Annotated in this window: 16 protein-coding genes and 1 riboswitch; of the genes, 12 read left to right on the top strand and 4 right to left on the bottom strand. The window is 57.6% G+C overall.

Annotated elements, in window-relative coordinates; translation table 11 throughout:
• Positions 1 to 24 precede the first annotated feature (24 nt).
• Genes D9N13_RS06300 through D9N13_RS06290 form a run of 3 tightly spaced genes read left to right on the top strand, consistent with a single transcriptional unit; the run spans position 25 to position 2,428 of the window.
• Complete coding sequence (locus D9N13_RS06300) at positions 25 to 600, top strand: PspA/IM30 family protein (protein WP_290587362.1); 576 nt, start codon at positions 25 to 27, stop codon at positions 598 to 600.
• On the top strand, positions 597 to 1,142 hold the full coding sequence (locus tag D9N13_RS06295; RefSeq protein WP_290587360.1) for a hypothetical protein: 546 nt from the start codon (positions 597 to 599) through the stop codon (positions 1,140 to 1,142). Before D9N13_RS06300 ends, D9N13_RS06295 begins: the two co-directional genes overlap by 4 nt.
• Positions 1,143 to 1,198: 56 nt before the next feature.
• Positions 1,199 to 2,428 (top strand): VWA domain-containing protein, encoded by a 1,230-nt coding sequence (locus D9N13_RS06290; protein ID WP_290587358.1) that lies wholly within the window; start codon positions 1,199 to 1,201, stop codon positions 2,426 to 2,428.
• 83 nt (positions 2,429 to 2,511) lie between these two features.
• Here the strand turns inward: D9N13_RS06290 and D9N13_RS06285 are convergent, their stop codons facing one another.
• Positions 2,512 to 2,931 carry an MAPEG family protein gene (locus tag D9N13_RS06285; protein WP_290587356.1) on the bottom strand — a complete coding sequence of 140 codons (420 nt, stop codon included), beginning with the start codon at positions 2,929 to 2,931 and terminating at the stop codon, positions 2,512 to 2,514.
• Between the two features lie 119 nt (positions 2,932 to 3,050).
• Between D9N13_RS06285 and D9N13_RS06280 the strand changes: the two genes are divergently transcribed.
• The 4 genes from D9N13_RS06280 to D9N13_RS06265 all read left to right on the top strand — a co-directional run bounded on the left by D9N13_RS06280 (position 3,051) and on the right by D9N13_RS06265 (position 9,171).
• Positions 3,051 to 3,764 carry an adenosylcobinamide amidohydrolase gene (locus tag D9N13_RS06280; protein WP_290587354.1) on the top strand — a complete coding sequence of 238 codons (714 nt, stop codon included), beginning with the start codon at positions 3,051 to 3,053 and terminating at the stop codon, positions 3,762 to 3,764.
• Between the two features lie 64 nt (positions 3,765 to 3,828).
• Positions 3,829 to 3,903: riboswitch (cobalamin riboswitch) on the top strand.
• Positions 3,904 to 4,077: 174 nt separating this feature from the next.
• Complete coding sequence (locus D9N13_RS06275) at positions 4,078 to 8,379, top strand: cobaltochelatase subunit CobN (RefSeq protein ID WP_290587352.1); 4,302 nt, start codon at positions 4,078 to 4,080, stop codon at positions 8,377 to 8,379.
• A gap of 17 nt (positions 8,380 to 8,396) precedes the next feature.
• On the top strand, positions 8,397 to 8,846 hold the full coding sequence (locus tag D9N13_RS06270) for a MotA/TolQ/ExbB proton channel family protein (RefSeq protein WP_290587350.1): 450 nt from the start codon (positions 8,397 to 8,399) through the stop codon (positions 8,844 to 8,846).
• Positions 8,839 to 9,171 (top strand): DUF2149 domain-containing protein, encoded by a 333-nt coding sequence (locus tag D9N13_RS06265; RefSeq protein WP_290587348.1) that lies wholly within the window; start codon positions 8,839 to 8,841, stop codon positions 9,169 to 9,171. The genes D9N13_RS06270 and D9N13_RS06265 overlap by 8 nt, the downstream gene beginning before the upstream one ends.
• Here the strand turns inward: D9N13_RS06265 and D9N13_RS06260 are convergent.
• A complete protein-coding gene (locus D9N13_RS06260; RefSeq protein ID WP_290587346.1) occupies positions 9,158 to 10,999 on the bottom strand; it encodes a C13 family peptidase in 1,842 nt (613 codons plus the stop codon). The genes D9N13_RS06265 and D9N13_RS06260 overlap by 14 nt on opposite strands.
• A 69-nt stretch (positions 11,000 to 11,068) precedes the next feature.
• On the bottom strand, positions 11,069 to 12,247 hold the full coding sequence (locus D9N13_RS06255) for an MFS transporter (RefSeq protein ID WP_290587344.1): 1,179 nt from the start codon (positions 12,245 to 12,247) through the stop codon (positions 11,069 to 11,071).
• 100 nt (positions 12,248 to 12,347) lie between these two features.
• Between D9N13_RS06255 and D9N13_RS06250 the strand changes: the two genes are divergently transcribed.
• From D9N13_RS06250 to D9N13_RS06230, 5 genes are read left to right on the top strand one after another with little or no spacing between them, the layout of a single operon-like run.
• Complete coding sequence (locus D9N13_RS06250; RefSeq protein WP_290587342.1) at positions 12,348 to 14,156, top strand: IucA/IucC family protein; 1,809 nt, start codon at positions 12,348 to 12,350, stop codon at positions 14,154 to 14,156.
• Between the two features lie 28 nt (positions 14,157 to 14,184).
• Positions 14,185 to 15,246 (top strand): GNAT family N-acetyltransferase, encoded by a 1,062-nt coding sequence (locus D9N13_RS06245; protein WP_290587339.1) that lies wholly within the window; start codon positions 14,185 to 14,187, stop codon positions 15,244 to 15,246.
• Positions 15,247 to 15,259: 13 nt separating this feature from the next.
• Positions 15,260 to 17,020, top strand: coding sequence for an IucA/IucC family protein (locus D9N13_RS06240; protein WP_290587338.1), 1,761 nt, complete (start codon positions 15,260 to 15,262; stop codon positions 17,018 to 17,020).
• Positions 17,020 to 18,315, top strand: coding sequence for a lysine N(6)-hydroxylase/L-ornithine N(5)-oxygenase family protein (locus tag D9N13_RS06235; RefSeq protein ID WP_290587336.1), 1,296 nt, complete (start codon positions 17,020 to 17,022; stop codon positions 18,313 to 18,315). Before D9N13_RS06240 ends, D9N13_RS06235 begins: the two co-directional genes overlap by 1 nt.
• On the top strand, positions 18,308 to 18,706 hold the full coding sequence (locus D9N13_RS06230; protein ID WP_290587334.1) for a hypothetical protein: 399 nt from the start codon (positions 18,308 to 18,310) through the stop codon (positions 18,704 to 18,706). Before D9N13_RS06235 ends, D9N13_RS06230 begins: the two co-directional genes overlap by 8 nt.
• 103 nt (positions 18,707 to 18,809) lie before the next feature.
• On the opposite strand, the gene D9N13_RS06225 is transcribed toward D9N13_RS06230, so the two are convergent.
• Entirely contained in the window at positions 18,810 to 21,314 is a 2,505-nt protein-coding gene (locus D9N13_RS06225) for a TonB-dependent receptor (RefSeq protein WP_290587332.1), read from the bottom strand.
• Between the last annotated feature and the right edge of the window lie 29 nt (positions 21,315 to 21,343).

Below are 21,343 nucleotides of genomic sequence, written 5' to 3'. Positions count from 1 at the left end.
CTGAATGTGTTAAGGAGAGTTGCGATGACGATCATCAGCCGAATGGTGCGACTGATAAAAGCCGACGTGCATGGTGTGATGGATAGTATTGAAGAGCCTGCATTACTGTTGAAGCAGGCGCTGCGGGATATGGAGGCAGAACACCTGTTGCTGTGCCAGGAGCGGGATCGTCTGCTGCAGGAACAGCAGTGTTTGCAGAAACGGCGCCGGCGAATTCAGCAGGATCTCCTATCGCTACAGGAAGATCTCGATTTGTGCCTGGGCCAGGGAAACGATGATCTGGCCCGGTCTTTGTTGCGTAAGCAATTGCTGGCCCAGCGTGAAGCAGCATGGTGTGACGATCAGCTGCAAGCCAGTCAACAGGGTGCCGATGATCTGGAGGGGCAACTGCAAGTGCAGCGGCAGGAGCTGGAGCGGATTCGGCAGCGGGCCGGTTCACTGCCCCGTGACAGCGGCGCCGGCTGTCAACCCGCCACCGCGTATGCGGGCAGTGTTGATAGGGATGTCATAACCGAGGCGGATGTGGAGTTGGCCTTGTTGAAAGCCAAAGCGAATACACAACTCCGGCCAACGTCCGGCAATGGAGGGGTGGAATCATGAAGCGCGGTGAATTCAGTGCCCATGTTCTGGTGGCACTTGGTTTGAGCGGTGGCGGTGCGGGTGTGGTACTGCTTGCCGGATTTTGGCTGGCAACCAGCCTGGCATTGTCAATCACAATGCTGGTGCTGGCGGCTTTGTATCTACTGTGGCTGTACGCGTGTCATCACCAGCGCAGCGGGCTGTCGCTAATGATTTTGGGGTGGGTGCTGGTATCAGCCTGCGCGTTGTTGATGGGCTTTAAACTGGTTTCCATGCTGCTGCTGTTGACTGCTCTGATCTGGCTGGTACGCAGTGGCTTACGTTATTCCAAGGCCTGGTGGGTGCTGGTGGATGCGGTGCTGTGCTTGCTGTCAGTGGCGGTATCTGTCTGGATCGCCCAGGTAACGCACTCCGTTTTCTTGTCCCTGTGGGGTTTTTTCTTTGTGCAGGCGCTCAGCTTTTTCCTGCCTGATCGATCCGTTGCGGGCATGCGGGTTGGACATGCAAATGATCGTTTCAGTGTGGCCCGCAATCATGCCGAAGCCGCCTTAAAGCGCTTGTAAGTTATGTGTCTCATTCATTCTGTTTTACCTAAGAACATTCACAAGGAGCATTCAATATGAATATTGCAACCAAATCTTTACTGTTGGCCGGGGCGCTCACCGTTGCCACCGCCGCTGCAGTCGCCATGAACCTGTCCGATGGTTTTCCAGGTGTACTCAGCGGTGATCCGCACCGGGTCGGCGCGGTGGATTCACCGACGCCACGCTCACCCGCAACTCAGGTTCGTCCGCAAATCGAAGCAGTGTTTGTGCTGGATACCACCAGCAGCATGAGCGGACTGATCGATGCAGCCAAAAATAATATCTGGTCCATTGCCTCCTCCATGGCGTCCGCGCAGCCGGCACCGGATATGCGCATGGGGCTGGTGGCATTTCGTGACCGGGGGGATGCCTACGTCACCCGGGTGCTGGATCTGTCACAGGATCTGGATTCCATGTATGTTTCTCTGTCCGACTTCAAGGCGCAGGGTGGGGGCGATGGCCCGGAAAGTGTCAATGCGGCCTTACATGCAGCCGTAAATCAAGTGTCCTGGAGTCAGGATACCGATACCTATAAAGTGATCTTTTTGGTGGGGGATGCGCCACCGCACATGGATTATGCAGATGAGCCACAATACCCCGAGATCGTTCGGCAGGCACAGGCCAAAGGCATCGTCATTAATTGTATTCAGGCGGGAAACCAGCGCAATACCCGCCAGGTTTGGCAGCAAATTGCCAGCCTGAATCAGGGTGAGTTCTTTCAAGTGGAGCAAAGCGGCAGCGCTGTGGCCGTGCATACCCCTTTCGATGAAAAGATCGCAGCTTTATCCCGTGAGTTGGATGCCACCAAATTGTATTACGGCAGCAAGGAACGGCGGCAACAACTACAACAGAAAGAGAAAGCGTCACGGGAAGTGTTTGCGTCGGCGCCGGCGGCAGTGCAGGCCAAACGGGCCGAGTTTAATACCAAGGCAGCCGGAGCAGATAATCTGTTTGCCGATGGTGAACTGGTGGCGGATGTTGCCAGTGGCCGTCTGGATTTGGATGCCGTGCCGGCAGCGGAATTGCCCGCCCCTTTGCTGAATCTGAGCAAGGATGAGCAAAAGGCTAAAATAAACAAAACCGCTGCAAAGCGTGAGCAACTGCAGCAGGAGATCGCCAAGCTGGGTAAGCAGCGTCAGGACTACATTGCGGAAACACTGGAAGAGGAAGCAGTGGCCCAGTCGCTGGATGGTAAGATCTATGAAGCCATTCGCTCTCAGGCCGGCAATAAGGGCTTGATTTACGAGTCAAAGCCTTTGTTTTGAGGGGCGCTGTTCGCCCCCACTGCAACGCCCGCTGTGGTGCCTACTGCAGCGGGCGTATGGTCTGGCCGCCAGGCCGGGTGACGTCAGCCGGAAAAGAGGGCTTTGGATACCAGAACACTCAAGGCCAGTACCATCAGTGCGCCGAACATAAACACCTTGCGGCGCAAGGGCACGTAGTTGGTGCCGGTGTGGATGTAGGCATGCAGCATGCGGCTGATCACGAACAGCCAGGCGACGATCACTGCCACGCTGTTGACCCCACCCAATTCCCACAGCATAAAAATCAGGATATAAAACAGTACCGGTAATTCAAACTGGTTACGAATGTTGTTGTTGATCTGAATCACCTTGTTGGGCCAGGCGTCATCGAACAGGCCGCGGCGATCCTCATTGACACCACCCTCCTGCAGGGCTTTTTTCTTGGCACTGGCCAGGGCAATAAACACCGATAACGTCAACAGGATATGAATCAGCACCGGCAGAAAGATCATTTTCTCGTTCATGATTGTGTTACCTGATAGATTGAGCGAAAGAAGCGAATGTGCAGCAGGGAAGATTAGCAAGACTCAGCCCTGCAATCCACGTATCCTGATGCGCACCCTGTAACAGAATGAACGTTTCCATGTCCGATATCAAAGCTTCCCGTTGGTTCAACCTGCACCGCAGTGATCAGCACATCTGGCTGGCGTTGCCCGCAGGCCCGCACCGGGTGCTCAGCTCCTGTGTGTTGAACGGTGGGCTGGTGCACGCCGACCATGTGTTAAACCTCAAGGTGCCCAGGCAGCTGGCGAAACAGGAACAACCGGCTCATACATTGCAGAGCTATGCCGATGGTCTGGGTGCCGGGGGGACCACAGTGGGTATGATGACGGCGGCCTCCATGGCCTCTCTGCGTTGCTATCGTCAGCAGGTGCAAGGGGTTGAATTGACGGTGTTGGTCACCTGTGGTCTGGATAATGCACGCCGGGTAGGGGATCCTGCCGAGTATCAGCAGATGATCACCTCACCGGTGGAAGTGGGCACCATCAATATCGTTTGTCTGAGTTCGGTTGGCCTGACTGAGGCGGCCATGGTGGAAGCCGTGCAGATGATCACCGAGGCCAAAACCGCCGCACTGGTAAATGCGGGTATTCGCAGCCCGTTGACCTGCGCACTGGCAACCGGCACCGGTACGGATGCCGTGGCGGTGGTGTCGGCAAAGGGCAGGGAACAGGTGCAATACTGCGGCAAGCATGTGCTGTTTGGTGAGATCCTGGGCCAGTTGGTATTAGGCGCTGTGCAGGATTCCATCGGCTGGTACCGGCAGGGGGAAACCGATTCACAGGTTGACACCTAACCGGCAAATCTCTATAACGTTCACCACGATCGCGGCTGATTGAGACGCTCCGTCCAATTCTGCCAAGGAACCCGGTGTAAATCCGGGGCTGTACCCGCAACTGTAAATACGCCATTAAACGCGTTGAAGCCAGATACTTGGGGCCGGATCAAGTGTGTTACATCACCGGGCGGGAAAACCTGGTACTGCACAGCCGTTGTTTCTGCTATCTCTTCTTCCGGCTCCAGTACAGCTTCTCCTTAAGGTCAACCTTTTTCCTTGAGGCCATTCAATGCGAACTCTTGTTACAACCTGTTTCCTGTGGTGCTGCGCCATGCTGTGCAGTACCAGTCTGTGGGCCGTGCCCCAATCAGCGGCTTCTGCCATGTCCAAGCCCACGCAAATACTGCTTCTGGTGTCGCAGCGCAATGCCGAAACAGTGGCAGAGGCGGCGCGACGTGTGGCGCAGCTACACCCCGATATTCGGATTCAGGCCCGGACCGACACGCAATTGCTGGAGTTGCCCGCCGACCAACGGCGTGCCTTGCTGGCGGGGGCGGATTATGTTGCCGGGGCCGGTTTGTTTGGTGCCGTGGTCAACGAGTTGGCGAACGATTTACGGCAACAACCGATCGCGAATCTGTTGCTGTTCAACAGTGATCACCGTTTGGTTCTCCAAAGCAAAGTGGCAGGTAACGCGGTTTTCCCGGATAAAAACACGGTGGAATCCCTTTCGGCACAACGGCCGGATGGGGACTTTGATGGCTGGCTGACCGCCTTGCTGGCGCAATACCCCGGGCAGGCACCCTGGTTGCGGGCGCGCAGCTACTGGCAGGCCGGGGGGGCGGAAAACAGCATTCGGTTATTGACCTGGATGGCGCAGCAGTCCGGTGCCCGGATTCAGGCGCAACCAGCCCGGCCCCAACCCCGCTTACGCTGGTGGTATCAGCAGCAGTATTCCGCCCGCCTACCTAAACTCCAATCCCGGCGGCCAGTGGTGGTGATACTGGATCACGCCGGCGGTGAGCGGCCCAGTGACAGCAATCTGCTAAGCCGGATGTGCGCACAGGCGGCAACGGCGCACGATCTGGAATGTCTGGTGGGGCTGGCCACCTGGGGCGATGCCAGCGTTCAGGCCCTGGAGTCACTGCAACCCCTGGCGCCCCGGATCGCATCGGTGGTGATGTTGCAGGATTTTGTGATGGGCGGCGGCGAGGGCCGTGAGCAGGCCACCGAGCTGCTTATCAGGCTCAATGTTCCGGTGCTGAAGGCGATCAAGCTGCGGGATCGTACACTGGCGCAATGGCAACTGTCGGCGGATGGGATTGCGGTGGATAAAGTCTATTACCAGGTTTCCATGCCGGAAATGCAGGGTGCCAGTCAACCGTTGGTGGTGGCCGCCGCCGGTGCCGTTCAGCAGGACGCGGTATCCGGAATCCGGATTCAACCCATTGTGGCCGTTGCCGACGGTGTGGCTACCCTGATGGCACGGGTGCAGCGTTGGCAGCGCCTGCAGCGTCTTGCCAATGGCGATAAACGGGTGGCGATTGTTTACTACAATCATCCCCCCGGGCGTCACAATATCGGTGCCGACAACCTGGATGTGCCCGCGACGCTGTGGCAGATCCTCAATGAACTGAAAAGCAACGGCTATAACGTTGAGCAACTGCCCGGTTCGCAGGATGCCTTGCTGGATGCCATGCAGGCCCGCGGTGTCAACCTGCCCAACGACGTTGCGGCCCTCACCCAGATGAGCCCGCTGATTACCCGCCTGTCACCGCAACAGTATCAATCCTATTTTGCAACCCTGCCCACCGTCATACAGCAGGAAATGGTGCACGGACCATTTGGCCTGTTGCACGAGCAACTGCAGTGGGCATTGAATGCCGGGCAACCCAAGCTGGCCCAGGCGAAGCTGGATCACACCATGGAAGAGATGCTGCACCTGCTGGAAGGCGTGGACCATAAAGGCAGGGAGAGGGCGCTGGACCTGCTGGGGCAGCTGCAAACCTGTTATGAGCAGAGTATTGCCGCCACATCAACACCCTGTTGGGAACAAGCCGGCAAAATCATCACCGCATTGCGTAAAACCGGCATTGAGGGATTGGGTGGTTGGGGCCAACCGCCCGGCAAAGTCATGGTTCACGGTGGTGAGATTCTGATACCCGGGTTGCAGTTTGGTAACGTGTTTATCAGTCCGCAGCCACCCCGCGGATGGGAAATCAATGAAGAGTTGTTGCACGCCAACCTGGCGTTTCCGCCTCCGCATCAGTATCTGGCCTATTACCATTACTTGCGCGATGTTTTCAAAGTGGATGTGATTGTGCATGTGGGGCGCCACTCCACCTACGAATTTCTGCCGCGACGGTCTGTGGGCCTGGCCGGTGACGATTATTCCCGCCTGATTGCCGCCGATGTACCCGGTGTGTACCCCTATATTGTTGACGGTGTTGGTGAAGGCATTCAGGCCAAGCGGCGTGGCCTGGCGGTGATGGTGGATCACCTGACACCGCCGCTGCAAAGTACACCGCTGTATGATGAGTTGCTGCAGCTGCGGCAATTGATTGAGAGCTTTGAATCCCATCACGACAGTAATAACAAAGCACTGACCAGCAAACTGGTTCAGCAGATTCGCGAGAAAGTGGATGCCCTGGAACTGAAAGAGGAGCTGGCCGAGGCCATGTCGGCGGAATTATCGGTGATGGGCATTGGCTTTGACGAAGTGGACGACGATATGTTGGTGCACGAAGTCGGCCACTATCTCACGGATCTGCAGGAACGGTTTATGCCATTGGGTCTGCATGTGTTCGGCCGCGATTGGAAAGCCCCGGCGGTGGACATGATGTTGGATTCCATGGCACCGGAAGACCACCGGCAACGGCAGAGCTGGCAAACACTGCTGCAGCAGTCACCCGGCAGTGAAATGCAGGCACTGTTGAATGGCCTGGCCGGCCGGTTTGTGTCACCCGGCAAAGGCAATGACCCTATTCGCAGCCCTGAAAGCCTGCCCACCGGGCGCAACTTTTTTGCCCTGGATAACAGCCTGATACCCAGCCCGGTGGCCTGGGAGCTGGGGCAGGCGATGGCACAGGATGCCCGTGCCAACAACGCCCAGAATCCGGACAAGCGGGAAGCGCAGGTATTGTGGGCCTCGGACGTGGTGCGGGATGAAGGGGTGATGATTGCCTTTGCGCTGGATATGCTGGGGCTGGAACCGGTGTGGAACAGTCGCGGCCTGGTGAAAGGACTCAAACATCAGACTCTGGATAAAGAGCGGGTGCGGCGGGACATGGTGTTCACCACCTCCGGCTTGTTCCGGGATCTGTACGGTCAGCAGATGGTGATGCTGGATCGGGCGGTGTTGCTGGCACTGGATGCCTCTGCCGATCGTATTGTGGGGGAGCATCCGGCACTGGCGCAGACACTGCAGCATGCACTGCAACCGCTGGGCAAATTGCAACAAGGCGGTCGGGAATCCTTGCGGCAGAACCAGGTGGCGGCACACTGGGTGCAGGACAGCCGGGCGTTACTGGCGCAGGGGCGCACGCCGGAGCAGGCCGCCTTGCTGTCCACGCTGCGGGTATTCGGTGACGCACCGGGCAGTTATGGCGCCGGCGTCAATCGCCTGGTGGAGCGTTCCGGTGCCTGGCAACAGCGGGAGGAACTGGCCGATGTGTACTTGCGTCGACTGGGACACGGCTTCAATCAGCAGCACTTCGGCATGGCGGCACAGGGGGCGTTTCGGCATGTGCTGGCGGATGTGGAAAATACCTACCTGGGGCGCTCCAGTAACCTGTACGGCCTGATTGATAACAATGATGCCTTCGATTATCTCGGCGGCCTGAGCCTGGCGGTGGAATCCCTGACCGGCACGGCACCCCATAATTTTGTGATTAACCACGCCGATCCGGAGCGTGTGGTGACGCAACCATTGGGCCTGGCGTTGCGCCAGGAACTGCGGGGTCGTTTCCTGAATCCACAATGGCTCAGTGGGCTGATGGAGCATGGTTATGCCGGGGCCCGCACCATGGGCAGTGAGTTCCTGGAATACCTGTGGGGCTGGCAGGTGACCAACCCCAGCCTGGTGGGGGATTGGGCCTGGCAGGAAGTGAAAGAGGTCTACATGGATGATCGCTACGGGCTGGGCCTGGATGCATTTCTGGAGCAGGGGCACAACGCCCACGTGAAATCCAACATGCTGGCCATCATGCTGGTGGCCGTGCACAAGAAGTTCTGGAATGCGGATTCGGAAACCGTACGGCAACTGGCGCAGAACTTTGCCCAGCTGGTGGTGGCCAACGGTTTGCCCGGCAGTGGTCACACCGTGCCGGATCATCCCATGTTGCCCTGGTTGGAGGGATTTCTTGATCCTGCCCAATGGCAGCAGTTGAAAGCCGTCATCGATGCGGCCCGTGCCGAGGGGGACAGTGAGCCGGAAATTCACCGCGCCACCGAGATCCAGCTGAGCACGGCGACCGCGCAGAACAACGCCGAAGTGGCACCCCAGAAAACGGCCTCTGACAATGCGATCCAACCCAGTGACAAAGTGCAACTGGCGTATCTGGTGTTGGGTTTACTGATGGTGCTGGTGTTGGCCGGCGGTTTTCGTCGTGCCTGGCAAGCACGGCCCTATTGATTAACGAGGGTAATACTATGATTCATGGTTTGGTGTTGGGGATTCTGCATCATGTGGTGGGCTGGCTTCTTTATCCGGTGTTGATCGGCCTGGCATTGTGCGTGGTGGCCGTGCTGTGGGAAAGCGGCATCGCGCTGGCTGAAAAACTGGGGGCCTTGTCCCGTCAACAGGGGGCAGGCTTGCGGCCCTTTGAACACTATGCGGTGCGCCGTTTGGAACGGGTGGACCTGCTGGCCCGCAGCGGCCCCATACTGGGTTTGATGGGAACACTGATTCCCCTGGGGCCGGGATTGTCCGCCCTGGGCAGCGGCGATATTGAAATCCTTGCCACTGCCATGACGGTGGCGTTTGACACCACGGTGCTGGGTTTGTTGATCGGCCTGCTGGGTTATGGGCTGGGCCGCGTCCGGCGCCGCTGGTATGAACAGGCCATGCAGACACTGGAACAGGGGCAGCAGCATGGATAACACCCCTTCCACCCCTGCGGCGAAACGTCAGTTGCTCAATGGCGGACGTTTTCAGCAAGAGGACACCGATCCCCTGTCCGGCTTCGCCAACATCATGGATGTGATGCTGGTGTTTGCTTTGGGTTTGTTGATCGCGCTGATTACGCAAAGTCAGGAATTACGTCAGCACTTTTCCCTGGAGCCGGTGGAAGTCACCACCGGCAAAGAATTGCTGGAGCTACCGGATACCCTTTCCGGGCAGGGCTCCGCGGCCCAGGGCATGGAAAGCGTGGGCACCGTGTACCGGGATGCAAAAACCGGGAAACTGATTCTCATCGATCAGTGATCGCGGGCAAAGCGCTCAGGCTCTGGCCGCTGGCGGCCGGCTGGGCGCGCCATTTTTCCAGTTGTTCAAGAATGGCGTTGCCGTGGGCGATTTGCGGATGGGAATGATCTTTTTGCTCCCGGGCTTCCCAATCTTTAATAATGCTTTCGGCCACACTAAAGGCCTCCACAAAACCAGTGCTTCTGGGCAGGGCTTCCTTGAAGTAGGCTTCGCCAAAGTAGGTGAAGTCGTTATTGTCGGCGCAACCAAAGGATGGCTTGTCGGCGGCAGCGGCCGTGATCACCAGGGTGTGATCATTCTGCAGGGCATCGATGAAACCACCGGAATAGCAGGCCGACAACACAATCACCCGCCATTTGATGCCGGACTGCTCCAGCATGGTGCTGAGGGCCTGTGCCGACAGATCTTCCATGGCAAGGCCGGGCTGTTCAAAGGCAATGGTTTTATCCGGTGAGCCGTGACTGCTGATGTACAGAAACAGAATGTCTTCTCCGGGATTCATATGGCCTGCCAAGGTGGACAGGCTCTTCTCTACGCTGGTGAGGGTGGCCAAGGGGTGTTGATCCAGTGTGCGCCGGCTGTTGCTTAAGAAAATGGAATGCTCTCCATTGCCGAAACGGGCGTGAAAATCCTGCTCGATATAATTGATTTCGCGGTTGAACACCTCTTCCGAACCATAGGGCGCGATGGCCAGGGTGAACAGTTCAATGCGATCATCCCGGCCTGCGGTGACCTTGGCGAGAGCAGCCTCCAGCATGGGAACCTGTTGATATAACGCGTGCTCAACAATGCTTTCGGGTTTGTGAATGGTGATGTCGCCTTGGGCCGAGATCAGTTGACCCCGGCGCCATTGCCCCTGATAGCGCTCCCCCTGCGCGGAGACCCATTCCCCCGCGCCATGTTGAGTGCCATAGGCGAACTCTCCCCGGTAGTGGTCCCCTGCCGCCGTCCACAGTTCTCCCGCCCCGGAATATTGGCCATACTCAAAATGACCCTGATAACGTTCCCCGTCGGCGCCCACGTACTCGCCTTCGCCCTGCAGCATGCCGTTGGCAAATTGGCCGATATACTGATTGCCTTCGGGGTCGGTTTTGATACCGTTGCCGTGGGCCATCCAGTCTTTGACCTCGCCCACGTAAGTGGAACCGTCGGCAGAGGTGATGACCCCTTTGCCGCTAAAAACGTTGTTGCTGAACGCACCATCGTAGGCATCCCCCAGTGCCGTCACAAATCGGCCGGCGCCGTGGTAGCTGCCTTCGTGGAACTGCCCGGTGTAACGATCACCGGTGGTGTAGGTGATGTCGCCCCGACCATGGTACAGCGCGTGCTTCAGCTGGCCGCGATAGGTGTGGTTATTTTGCACTATCCAGGTGCCACTGCCATCCTGCACATTGAGTTTGAACTCCCCCTCGTAGAGGTTGCCGTTGGCGTAGGTCAGCGTGCCCTGGCCCTGCATGTTGCCCTGTTCCACCGCCCCGATGTAGATCGCACCGTCGGTAAACTCCATGGTGCCCCGGCCGTGTGGCTGGCCTTGCGCAAACTCCCCCTGGTAGCGAAAGCCATAGGGGGTGGTCAACCTGCCGTTGCCCTGCATCATGCCGCGATGGAACTCCCCTTCATAACGATCCCCATTGGGCCAGACCATGCTGCCGCTGCCGGTGGCCAGCCCGTCGGCGTCCAGGGGGCCGGCGTAGATACCACCGTCGGCAAAGCGTTGTACGGGGCGGTACTGCAGGCCCTCGGCGCCAAGCTGAAATTTTGTTGAGAGCAGCAGGCCGGCGGCTCCCCCCAGAGCAAGCAATAGCAAAGCAACCAACACACGCGACATACACATATCCTGCTGACGGACAAAGAGTTAACAAGTTCCAGAGTTGTACCAGATGGCGCCCCACGCCGTCTATCGGACAGGTTGTGTTGCGCCACATTGGGGGCGATACGACAAGCTGGTCACCGCCAGTAAGGCACCCAGCATCACCAGCCAGATGTAAACGCAGTTCAGGGATTGTTCTAACGCTAGGGCGGTAATGGACAGGCCCAGCAGGTGCCCGCTGATATGGGTGATGCCCAGTTGCCCGGCCACCAGATGTTGCTCGTGGGCGTGCAATGAAAGCTGTGTGCTGTAGAGGGGGGTTAACCAGGCCAGCGCCGTACTCATGATCAGTGTGATGGCGGCGAACCACCAGGGGTTGTGCGTACTGAGCAGGGCGATTGCACTGACCCCCAGCAGCAAGGCAATCCACAGTTGGCGAATCTGGGGGTCGTGGGGTGGTTGTCGGATTTGCAGCTTGTGTGCCGCCACCCCCAGCACCGCCGCCGCCAGCATGAGTGCGGCCAGCAGCAGGCTCAGCTGCTCCGGGTCGGCTGCGGTCAGCGCCTGCAGGGCCGGGCTCAGTTGAAACTGCAGGCTGCTGGCAAACGCAGTGGTCAGCAGTGCGATCAGGCCCAGCCAGGCCGGAGGCATCATGCCCAATACGGATCGCTGCCAGGGTAACCGCGGTTTTGTGCTGGCCGGGGCGGGATACGGAAACAACAGCAGGGCCAGCAGCAGGGGCCACAGGGCCAGCAGCAGGGGTAACAGAATCCAGTGCAGCCAACTCAACCCGGCGGCCAGCACCGGACCCAGGGCGCGGGATGCCGCCAGTTGCAGACTGATGCGGCTGAACGCCTGTAAACGCTGTTCCGGTGCGGTGATCTCAGCACTCCAACTTTGCACCACCGGCAACAGCGCCGAGGCGAAGGCACCATAGAGCAGGCGGCTCATGCTGAACCCCCAGTAGCCCTGGCTCTGATCGATCTGCTGGGTTGTGTGCAGCCACAGCACCAGGGTGAACAGCAGCGCACTGACGGCGTATCCCCCCAGACCCAGCAGCAGGCAACGGCGGTGACCCAGTATGGGCAACAGCAACGGCCAGGCCAGGCTGCCCATCACATAGGTGGCCATGCCCACTGCGAACAGTTGTGCCCACTGGCTGTAGCCAAGCGCCGTCAGTTCCACCAGCAGCGGAAGAAACACCAGCAGGGCGGATTGGCCCAGGCCCATGGGGCTCACCGCCCAACTGATCTTGTGGTTATTCAATGGATTCTTACACCGAAGTCTTTTGTAATGAGAATTGTTTGCATTTGCGAATGATACACGATATCTTAGCCCCGTAAAATATCACAGCGGGTCGATAGTCATGGATACTTCTATTTCCGAAGCGGCAGATTACCTTTCCACCAATTGCTTTTTGAATGCCTACGTCAGGGAGTTTGATGACTGGCGTGTGGGAACCAGCCCGGAACCGTGGCAGGCAGCGGGCTTCCCGGCCCAGGTACTGATTATTCCCATGGGGCGGCAGACATTGTGGGTGGGGGTGCAGTACTGGTCCCAGTGTGGCCGCCATCGGTTTAGTATGCCGGCCCGCTGCGAGTTTGTGGACAACGGCCATTGCCGCCATGTCAGGTTTCTGTGTCTGGCAAAAATGCTGGTGGAAAACGCCGCCCTGCAGACCAATGGCACCATCGGCGCCATGGCCCGGTTTCTGGAACGCATCATAGAGAGCCATCGCAATCTTGAGCTGCTGTTGGCGCTGCGTGACAAGGAAATCGACAAACTCTTTGCCTCGCCTCTGAGTTTTCGCGAGGCCGAGCAGGCGTTGCTGGTGGGGCATTCGGTGCACCCGGCCCCCAAAGTCCGCCAGCCCATGACGCTCACCGAAGCGGTGCAATATGGCCCTGAAGGGGGCAGTGGTTTTGCGTTGGCCTGGATGCTGGTGCGCAAACAATACCTTCACTATCACAGCGCAGACAGCGTGACGTTGCGGCAACGGGTGCAGCAACTGATTGATGCCGATCCATCACTCACCAGCGATTATGCCCAAGTGCCCGGCGGATATGCCCTGATCCCGGCTCACCCCTGGCAACTGCGTAAATTACAGAAGCTGCCGGCATTACGCCGGGCTTTTGCCGACAAGCACATTATTGCCCTGCCGCAACAGGGGCAGAGCTGGCATGCCACGTCATCCATGCGCTCCATCTATGCGGAACACGCACCCTACATGCTCAAGTTCTCTCTCAGTGTGCGCCTTACCAACTCGGTCAGACACCTGCAGCCAGCGGAAGCCGAGCGCGGTTGTCTGATCAGCAAAGTGCTGGCAACCGCCACCGGCAAGCAGTTTGTCAAACGTTTCAGCCAGTTCAGCATCATGCAGGAGCCGGCTTATTTGTGCCTGTTGGATGACGAGGGCAACCAGGTGCTGGAATCCATGATGGTGTTTCGGGATAACCCGATTCGCGAGCAGAGTGGTATGCAATACAACGTACTGGCCACCCTGACCCAGGATCATCCCCTGCAACAGGGCAGTCGTCTGGCGGAGCAGGTGCGGGCACTGGCGTTTCACCGGCGTTGGGATCTTGCGCAGGCGGCGCGCCGCTGGTTTGCTGCCTATCTTGATGTGGCGGTGAAGCCGTTGCTGTTGGCGCAGGCGGATTACGGCATGTTGTTTGGCGCCCATCAACAGAACATTGTGCTGGGATTGCAGAATGGTTTACCGGTGTGCGGCTATTTTCGTGATTGCCAGGGCACCGGATTCAGCGCGGTGGGCGCGCGCCTGTTCAAGCTCGATCACAACGCGCTGGGGGAATCGGCGGACAATCAGATCGATAATGACATGGCCAACAAGTTGTTCGCCTACTACCTCATTATCAATTCAACCTTCGGTGTCATCGGTGCCATGGGGGCCGATGGTTTAATCGACGAGTCTGAACTCATTGCCCAGTTGCGTGATTTCTTCCAGCAGCACTTGACCCGGCAACGGCAGGATCAGAGTTTTATCCGCACCCTGCTGGAGGCGGATGCTTTGTGGCAAAAAGGGAATTTTATCTGCTCGTTGGCGGATATGAATGAGAACACCCTGGCAGACCCCGTTGCCCTTTATCGTGCGGTGCACAATCCGGTGGCCATCATGGATGCTGCACCGAAGCTGCAGGCCACCCTGGTGTGCTAGAGACCTTGGAGAACCAATAGGAATTATTATGACCAGCCAATTCATCAACACGGAAATCCAGACTGAAACCGGTTTTCAGGCCTGGCACTTCGATCTGCCCGCGCTGGGTAGAACCAGTATGTTACTGGAACACGGCGTTGCCGAACTGAGGGCGGTGCTGGATAGCGATCAGTTGTCTTTGGTGGTGGAGTTCAATCGTGACGGTGAGCAGGCGCTGCTGATGCGAAACTGGCATGTGGCGGCCCGCCGAGAGGATGCCCGGCGCAGCCGGTTGGCGTTGTTGTTGATTCTGGATCTGGTATTTGCCCGCCATCACAGCGTTCAGCGTATCGGTGTGGGGCAGCGCGATTGCGGTGCGCTGTTACCGGCAGGCATGTTGCGGGATGACTGGATTGAACGCGGGGTTTTTTATCAATGGCCGGAATTGTGGCTGGACAAAGGTTGCGTCTATCCGGAGCCTGCCTGCTGGCACGTTACCAATGCGGTGCGGCATCCCAGGCGTCCACCTCAGCCGGAACAGGGTGCGTTTTACCGTCGCTATATTCCCGAACTGAAACAAACCCTGAGCTTCAGAGTGGTGCATCCGGTGAACGACCTGGATCTGTTTCACGATTGGATGAATCAGCCGAGAGTCGCCCCGATCTGGGAGTTGGGCCTGCCCAAAGCGGAATTGCAACGGTATCTGCAACAGCGGCAGGCGGACCAACATATTTTTTCTGTCTTTGGTTGTTTCGATGATGTGCCGTTTGGTTATTTCGAGTTGTACTGGACCCGGGAGGACCGTCTGGGCCCCTATTACGACGCGGGGGATTTTGATCGCGGGCTGCATGTGCTGGTGGGCGACGTGAATTTTCTCGGCACCCGTTACTTTACCGCCTGGGTTACCGGGCTGACCCATTTTCTGTTTTTGGATGACCCCCGCACACAGCGGGTGATGGGTGAGCCGCGGGCGGACAACAAGGCGCTGCTGAAACATCTGGCCACCATTCCGGCCTTCCACAATCTGAAGGAGTTCGATTTTCCCCATAAACGGGCTGCGTTACTGGAATGTACCCGGGAGCGTTTTTTTGAGTTGATCCCTTTGCCATAAGGACGTAAGCAACATGATGATGACACAACAGGCCCTATGGCAGCACGTAAACCGCGTGCTGGTGGCGAAATGCATCAGTGAACTGCAGTATGAGGAATGCCTGGTACCGGAAGGCGGCGCCGACTGCTGGACTTTGAACCTGGCCTCCGGTGCCCGCTACCGCTTTTTTGCCTGGCAGAGTCTGTGGGGACAGTTGCGACTCAATGCGGAATCGCTCATGCGTAATGGTAAACCGGTGGACAGTGCAGCCCAGTTTTTTATTGATGCCCAGGGTGAATTGGGTATGGACGATATTGTGCTGGCCAATCTGCTGGAGGAATGCGCGCAAACCCTGCAGGGTGATCTGCAGTCCTGGTGGTTGCGCCAATCGGTCAGTGCCCGGCAGATGGCGCAGATGGATGTGGATGTCATGCAACCCTACCTGGATGGCCACCCTAAAGCGGTGTTGAATAAAGGCCGCCTGGGTTGGGGCGCCGATGAACTGGCGCGTTATGCACCAGAGTACAATCAGCCCCTGCGGTTGCGTTGGGTGGCGGTTGCCAGACCGCACTGCGTGGTGGGGCTGGAACAGGACAGCGACCTGGATGGGGTGATCAAAAGTGCCATGTCTGCGGCGGAGTATCAATCCCTGCGCAGCCGGGTGGACTGTCTGAATGGAGAGTGGATTTTGCTGCCGGTGCACCCATGGCAGTGGCAGCATAAAATTCGTATTCATTTCCAGGCGTGGATTGCCCGTGGTGAGCTGGTCGATCTGGGTGAAGCCGGCTGTCGCTATCTGCCGCTGCAATCCATAAGGACACTGGCCAATCTGGATTTTCCCCAGGCCCCCAATGTCAAGTTGCCGCTGACCATACTCAACACTTCCTGTTACCGGGGCATACCCGGCCACTACATTGCAGTGGGCGCCCGCTTGTCTGCGTGGTTGGACGAGCGCTGCCGGACTGATCCGTTGCTGTATGATCGCGGCACGCTGGTATTACGGGAGCCGGTGGGCATCACCTGTGCCCATCCTGACTATCGGCAGGTGCAAGGGGCTCCTTACCGTTATCAGGAAATGCTGGGTGTTATCTGGCGCGACAGCGTACAAAAAAACCTGCATGGTGACGAGCGCGCCATGTTGATGGCCGGCTTTTTACAGCAGGATAATCAGGGCGACGCCGTGGTAAAGCATGTGATCGCTGAATCCGGGCTGCCGCCGCGGCAATGGCTGCGGAAGTTGTTCGATGTGGTAGTGGTGCCACTGTATCACCTGATGTGTCAGTACGGAGTGGGCCTGGTTGCCCATGGTCAGAACCTGACGCTGATTACCGAAAACGGCGTACCGAAGCGGTTGGCCATCAAGGATCTGCAAGGGGATCTGCGGCTGGTGGATCAACCGTTTGCCGAGTTGCAATTGCTGCCGCAAGACGTGCGGGCAACCCTGACCCGATTGCCGCCCGAATACCTGATCCATGATTTACAGACCGGTCATTTTGTGACGGTGCTGCGCTACCTTTCCGCATTGCTGCAGGAGCAGAACCTGCTGTCGGAAACAGCGTTTTACGCAACGCTGGCGCTTTCGATTGCCGAATATCAGCGGGCGTACCCTCAGCTGCATGAGCGCTTTCGATTATTCGATCTGCTCACCCCCAACATCAAAAAGGTGTGTATAAACCGGGTGCGATTTATTGAAGGCTATGCCGATCGGGCACAACGGCCGCTACCCATTCTGGGAACCGACATAAGCAACCCTCTGCGCAGTGCAGTGCGGCAGGAACAACAGGAGATCGCCTGATGATTCAACAACACATTACGCTGGCGGGTATTGGCGCCGGACCTTTCAATCTGAGTGTGGCGGCGCTGATGCAAAAGGTGCCGGACGTGAGCTACGCCCTTTTCGACAAGAAGAAAAGCTTTCACTGGCATCCGGGGCTGATGCTGCAGGGGGCCCGCTTGCAGACTTCCTGGATGAAAGATCTGGTGACACCGGTGGATCCCACCAGCCCCTACAGTTTCCTCAAGTTTCTGGTGGATCATGGCCGTTTCTACGCGTTCATTAACGCCGAGCAGGCGGCAATCTCCCGCCAGGAATTTGCGCAATATCTCGAGTGGGTGGCGGCGCAACTGCCGCAGGTGAATTTCAATGCCCATGTACGAGAGATCGATTATAAGCAGGGTCGGTTCTGGCTGCGTTTCGATGATCGAATCCTGTCGGCGGATCACCTTTGCCTGGGCACCGGAACACAGCCATTTGTGCCGGAGTTTGCCGTCCCTCATTTGGGGCAACAGATTTTTCATGGTGGCAGTATTCTCAATAGCCAGCGGAACTTTGCCGGTAAGCGGGTGGTGGTGGTGGGTGGTGGCCAGACCGGTGCTGAAGTTTTTCTGGAATTGATCAGCGAGCGCTGGGGCGAGTGCGAATCCGTTGTCTGGTTGTCACGCCGCGGTAACTTTGACCAACTGGATGAAGCGCCGTTCACCAACGATTTGTTTACGCCGGGTTATGTGCAGCACTTTTTGTCGTTAAACCGGCAGCAGAAACGTGAATTGGTGGCCCGGCAAAAGCTGGCCAGTGATGGTATATCGCCATCTACCCTGCAGGAAATTTACCAGTCGTTGTATCAGATCCAGATTGTTCAGGGTCGCAACAAGGGCTATGCCCTGTTGCCTTCCCGTGAGCTGGTGGCCATGCAGAACCAGCATTCCCTCTATGCATTGCAGGTGGTGCATCATCAGCAGGCCGATGAGTGGCTGGATGCGGATGTTGTGATTTTCTGCACCGGGTTCAAGACAGTGATTCCCGGCTGTCTCGAGCCCCTTTTGGATCGGGTTGGTTGGGAAGAAGATGGTCTGTTGGCCATGCAGGATAACTACCAGGTACGCTGGGAGCATGGTCAGCAAAATCACATCTACGCCGTGAACGCCAGCCGACACCATCATGGTATTGTTGATCCGCAAACCAGTCTAATGGCCTGGCGCTCAGCCAATATTGTCAATGATCTGCTGGGTTACCGTTTATATAATCTGGAGCAGAACAGCTTTGTGCAATGGGGCAAAGGTCAGGCGGAAAAGGAGCGATACGTTGCGTAACCTGCATGACACAGAGGCACCAATTTCAGTGCATGGCTGGCCGTTGGTGGAAGTATGCTTTAACGGGCCGGCATCAGCAGCGCAGGTCAATCAGTGGTTGGAAGTAATGAATGCCCTGTTTGAGCGTCAGCAGTCATTCGGACTGCTGACCATGACCTCAACACACAGTGACTTTTCCGATGCGGGGCGGCGCGCCATGGGGTTATGGTTTAAACAGAACCGTGAGCTTCTGGCGCAGTACTGCGTTGGGGTGGCGCGAGTGGCGGCGGAAGACAGTGCGGTGGAGCGGCTGGCCGGGCCAAAAATGCAGGCTGCCATGCCATGCCCCATTTTTGCCTCCGTGGATAAGGCGGTGGCCAGGGGTTGGCTGCAGGAAAAGTTAACACCTTAAGCGGGCATTGCGCGCCACCGGTAAAAACTCAATAGCAGCCACAAGCAAAAGGGAGCCGACATGATCGGCTCCCTTTTTTATTGCTGATGGGCCCGGTCGGCCTTTAATAATCGATACTGTAACTGAGGGTGAAGGTTCTACCCTGAGCCGGCAGATACGCCGATGCACCACCGGATGGATATCCGCGAACCTGGTTGTATACCGAGTAGTACTCTGCGTTGGTGAGGTTGCGCACAGCCGCGGTGAAATCCCCCACCGAGGTGTAAAAGTTGGTAATCAGGTCAAAGGTTCGGTAACCCTCAAACGGCACCACCTGTGCTTGCAGATCTTCGGGTGCTTCCTGATTGCCCTTCTTGTAATCACTCAGATGAGTCACTTGCAGGCGGGCGTCTGCGCTATCGGCCCAGGTGTAGCCCACATAGCCTGTGATTTTTTCCGGGGCCACCCGATCCACACCCAGTGCATACCATTGGCCATCATCGGATTTGGTTTCACCCACGGTACGGGCGTAGGTAAAGCCGGCCATCGTACCGTTATCAAAGCGGGCATCCAACAAAGCTTCGAAACCGTAGAAGCGTTCATCCTGATCCCGGATTACCACTACGCCGGTCTCACGATCGAACTCTACGTTCTGATCGGAGGTGTTGTAGAACAGGGAGGTTTGCGCCGTGATGGTATCGAAGCGGCCACGCCAGCCCAGATCCCAGGAATCGGTTTTGGTGGCATCGATGTTGGTGCCGTCCAGGATCGGCCCCTGATCACCGCCATCACTCAACACCGTCACCGAGCGCAGCAGGCGGGTCATGTCCGGTACGGTAAAGCCTTCTGAGTAGTTCAGGAAGGCTTCCTGTTGGGCATTGAACGCGTAAACCACACCGGCGTTGAACAGGGCTTCCGAATAGGTTTCCTTGCCGCCTTCACGTTCGTATGCGGTATCGCTGTAGGTGAGGTAGTTCTCATAGCCGTACAGGTTGGACGCCGTGTTGACAATGGTGCCGAGGAACGCGTTTGGTGTCATGCCCACCCCTCCGGCCAGGGCTTGCAGGAATGGGTCCTGCAACTCCGCCCGATAATATTCCGCGTTGGCGATGTCAATGCCAGAGACGGTGTCGTCCACGTCCACTGCAGCCCGTTCATAGCGCACACCGGCCTTGAAGGTCCAGTGTTCATCCAATGCCAGTTTGCCCTGCAGGAACAGGGCGGTGGTTTCGGTGGTGGCGGCAGGGCCGGCGTCATAGGTTGCGCCGGTGCGGTTGTAGTCGGTTTGTCCGCTGCCGATCCAGTCGTTGTAGGAGTATACGATGGAGCGCTGTTCGCTTTCGTCGTGGATGTAGTCCAGGCCGTAAGTCAGGTCCAGTGTGCTGCTGTCGAAGGCAAATTGCTTGTCCAGCGCCAGTTTGAAATCCAGAACTTCAGTGTTGACCTGACTTTGGAACAGGGTGCCGGTGGCGCCGTCAATGTTGGCGGCTACGGCGGCGAGCAGTTGGTTCATGTTGGTGGGGCCTGCTGCCACCACGCCGGACCAGTTGATGTCCAGAAACAGCGGACTGCTTGGATAGGGATAGTAAAAATACTCGTTCTCCCGATAACTTAATTGCGTCAGCAGGGTGTGGCCGAAAAAGTCCTGGTGATTAAAATCAAAGGTAATGCTGTCACGGCTGGTTTCCGGTTGCTGGCTGAGGCGAAGGCCATCCTGCGGCCGCGGCGTATAGTCACCGCCGGCGGCAAAAATCCCAGCGGGTAAACCAAGATAGGCGGCGCTGGGCTCACCAAAGTCCGCGGCATAATCCGTATCCTGCTGTTCCTTGAAGTGCTCCAGGCTGACGCGCAGTGATCTTTGCTCATCAATCTGCCAGCCCACATTGGCCAGAATATCCAGTGTATCACTGTTATCGCGGCTTACCTGGTTGGGATCGGTGGCAATCTGATCGCCTTCACTGTCGTAGAAATTGCCCCGCTGTTCGTAGTTGATGTTCAGCAGGTAATCCATGTCACCGACCATGCCGCTGACGGTTTGTGAGCCAAAATAGGTGAGGCCGTCGGAATCGGTATCCTGGGTGTTCATGGTGAAACCGACCTTGGTATTGAAACGGGTATCCTGATCGATGCCCCGTTTGGTGATGATATTGATCACCCCGCCGGTGGCACCGGCACCGTACACCGCGGTGGCACCGGATATGATTTCCACTCGTTCGATGTTCTGCGGTGAAATGGTGGTGAGCTGGCGCGAAATGTCACGGCTGGCCCGTTGCGCCACACCGTCAATCAGCACCAGCACTTTGCGTCCGCGCAGGGTTTGGTAGGCGCTGGTGGCAGAGTCGTCCCCCGGTGCCAGCCCCGGCACCATCTGGCCCAGGATCTGGCCCAGATTACGCCCCGGTTGCGCCTGCTCGGCGATGGCATCACCGCTTACGATTTGGGTGGTGTAAGGAATGGATGCCACACTTTCGGTTACCCGTGAGGCGCTGACCATGACAGTGTCCAGCTGTTCCGCCCCCCAGGCAGAACAGCTGGCCGCGGCGCTGAACGCGGCCACGGCACAGGCCAGCGGTTTGAGATTGGCCGGCTTCATGTTAACCGATGTGTGTTTCATCGATGTGTCTTTCATGTTGTTACTCCCAATAAGAACTGCGATGG

The sequence above is a fragment of the Ketobacter sp. GenoA1 genome, assembly GCF_003671475.1.
GTDB lineage: Bacteria > Pseudomonadota > Gammaproteobacteria > Pseudomonadales > Ketobacteraceae > Ketobacter.
The sequence above is the reverse complement of the archived record's forward strand: the minus strand, read 5'-3'. Positions and strand labels throughout refer to the sequence as shown.

Bases quoted from the DNA above. Each gene is read 5' to 3' on its own strand.
- D9N13_RS06300 (WP_290587362.1), top strand. From the start codon at position 25: ATGACGATCATCAGCCGAATGGTGCGACTGATAAAAGCCGACGTGCAT.
- D9N13_RS06295 (WP_290587360.1), top strand. From the start codon at position 597: ATGAAGCGCGGTGAATTCAGTGCCCATGTTCTGGTGGCACTTGGTTTG.
- D9N13_RS06290 (WP_290587358.1), top strand. From the start codon at position 1,199: ATGAATATTGCAACCAAATCTTTACTGTTGGCCGGGGCGCTCACCGTT.
- D9N13_RS06285 (WP_290587356.1), bottom strand. From the start codon at position 2,931: ATGAACGAGAAAATGATCTTTCTGCCGGTGCTGATTCATATCCTGTTG.
- D9N13_RS06280 (WP_290587354.1), top strand. From the start codon at position 3,051: ATGTCCGATATCAAAGCTTCCCGTTGGTTCAACCTGCACCGCAGTGAT.
- D9N13_RS06275 (WP_290587352.1), top strand. From the start codon at position 4,078: ATGCTGTGCAGTACCAGTCTGTGGGCCGTGCCCCAATCAGCGGCTTCT.
- D9N13_RS06270 (WP_290587350.1), top strand. From the start codon at position 8,397: ATGATTCATGGTTTGGTGTTGGGGATTCTGCATCATGTGGTGGGCTGG.
- D9N13_RS06265 (WP_290587348.1), top strand. From the start codon at position 8,839: ATGGATAACACCCCTTCCACCCCTGCGGCGAAACGTCAGTTGCTCAAT.
- D9N13_RS06260 (WP_290587346.1), bottom strand. From the start codon at position 10,999: ATGTCGCGTGTGTTGGTTGCTTTGCTATTGCTTGCTCTGGGGGGAGCC.
- D9N13_RS06250 (WP_290587342.1), top strand. From the start codon at position 12,348: ATGGATACTTCTATTTCCGAAGCGGCAGATTACCTTTCCACCAATTGC.
- D9N13_RS06245 (WP_290587339.1), top strand. From the start codon at position 14,185: ATGACCAGCCAATTCATCAACACGGAAATCCAGACTGAAACCGGTTTT.
- D9N13_RS06240 (WP_290587338.1), top strand. From the start codon at position 15,260: ATGATGATGACACAACAGGCCCTATGGCAGCACGTAAACCGCGTGCTG.
- D9N13_RS06235 (WP_290587336.1), top strand. From the start codon at position 17,020: ATGATTCAACAACACATTACGCTGGCGGGTATTGGCGCCGGACCTTTC.
- D9N13_RS06225 (WP_290587332.1), bottom strand. From the start codon at position 21,314: ATGAAAGACACATCGATGAAACACACATCGGTTAACATGAAGCCGGCC.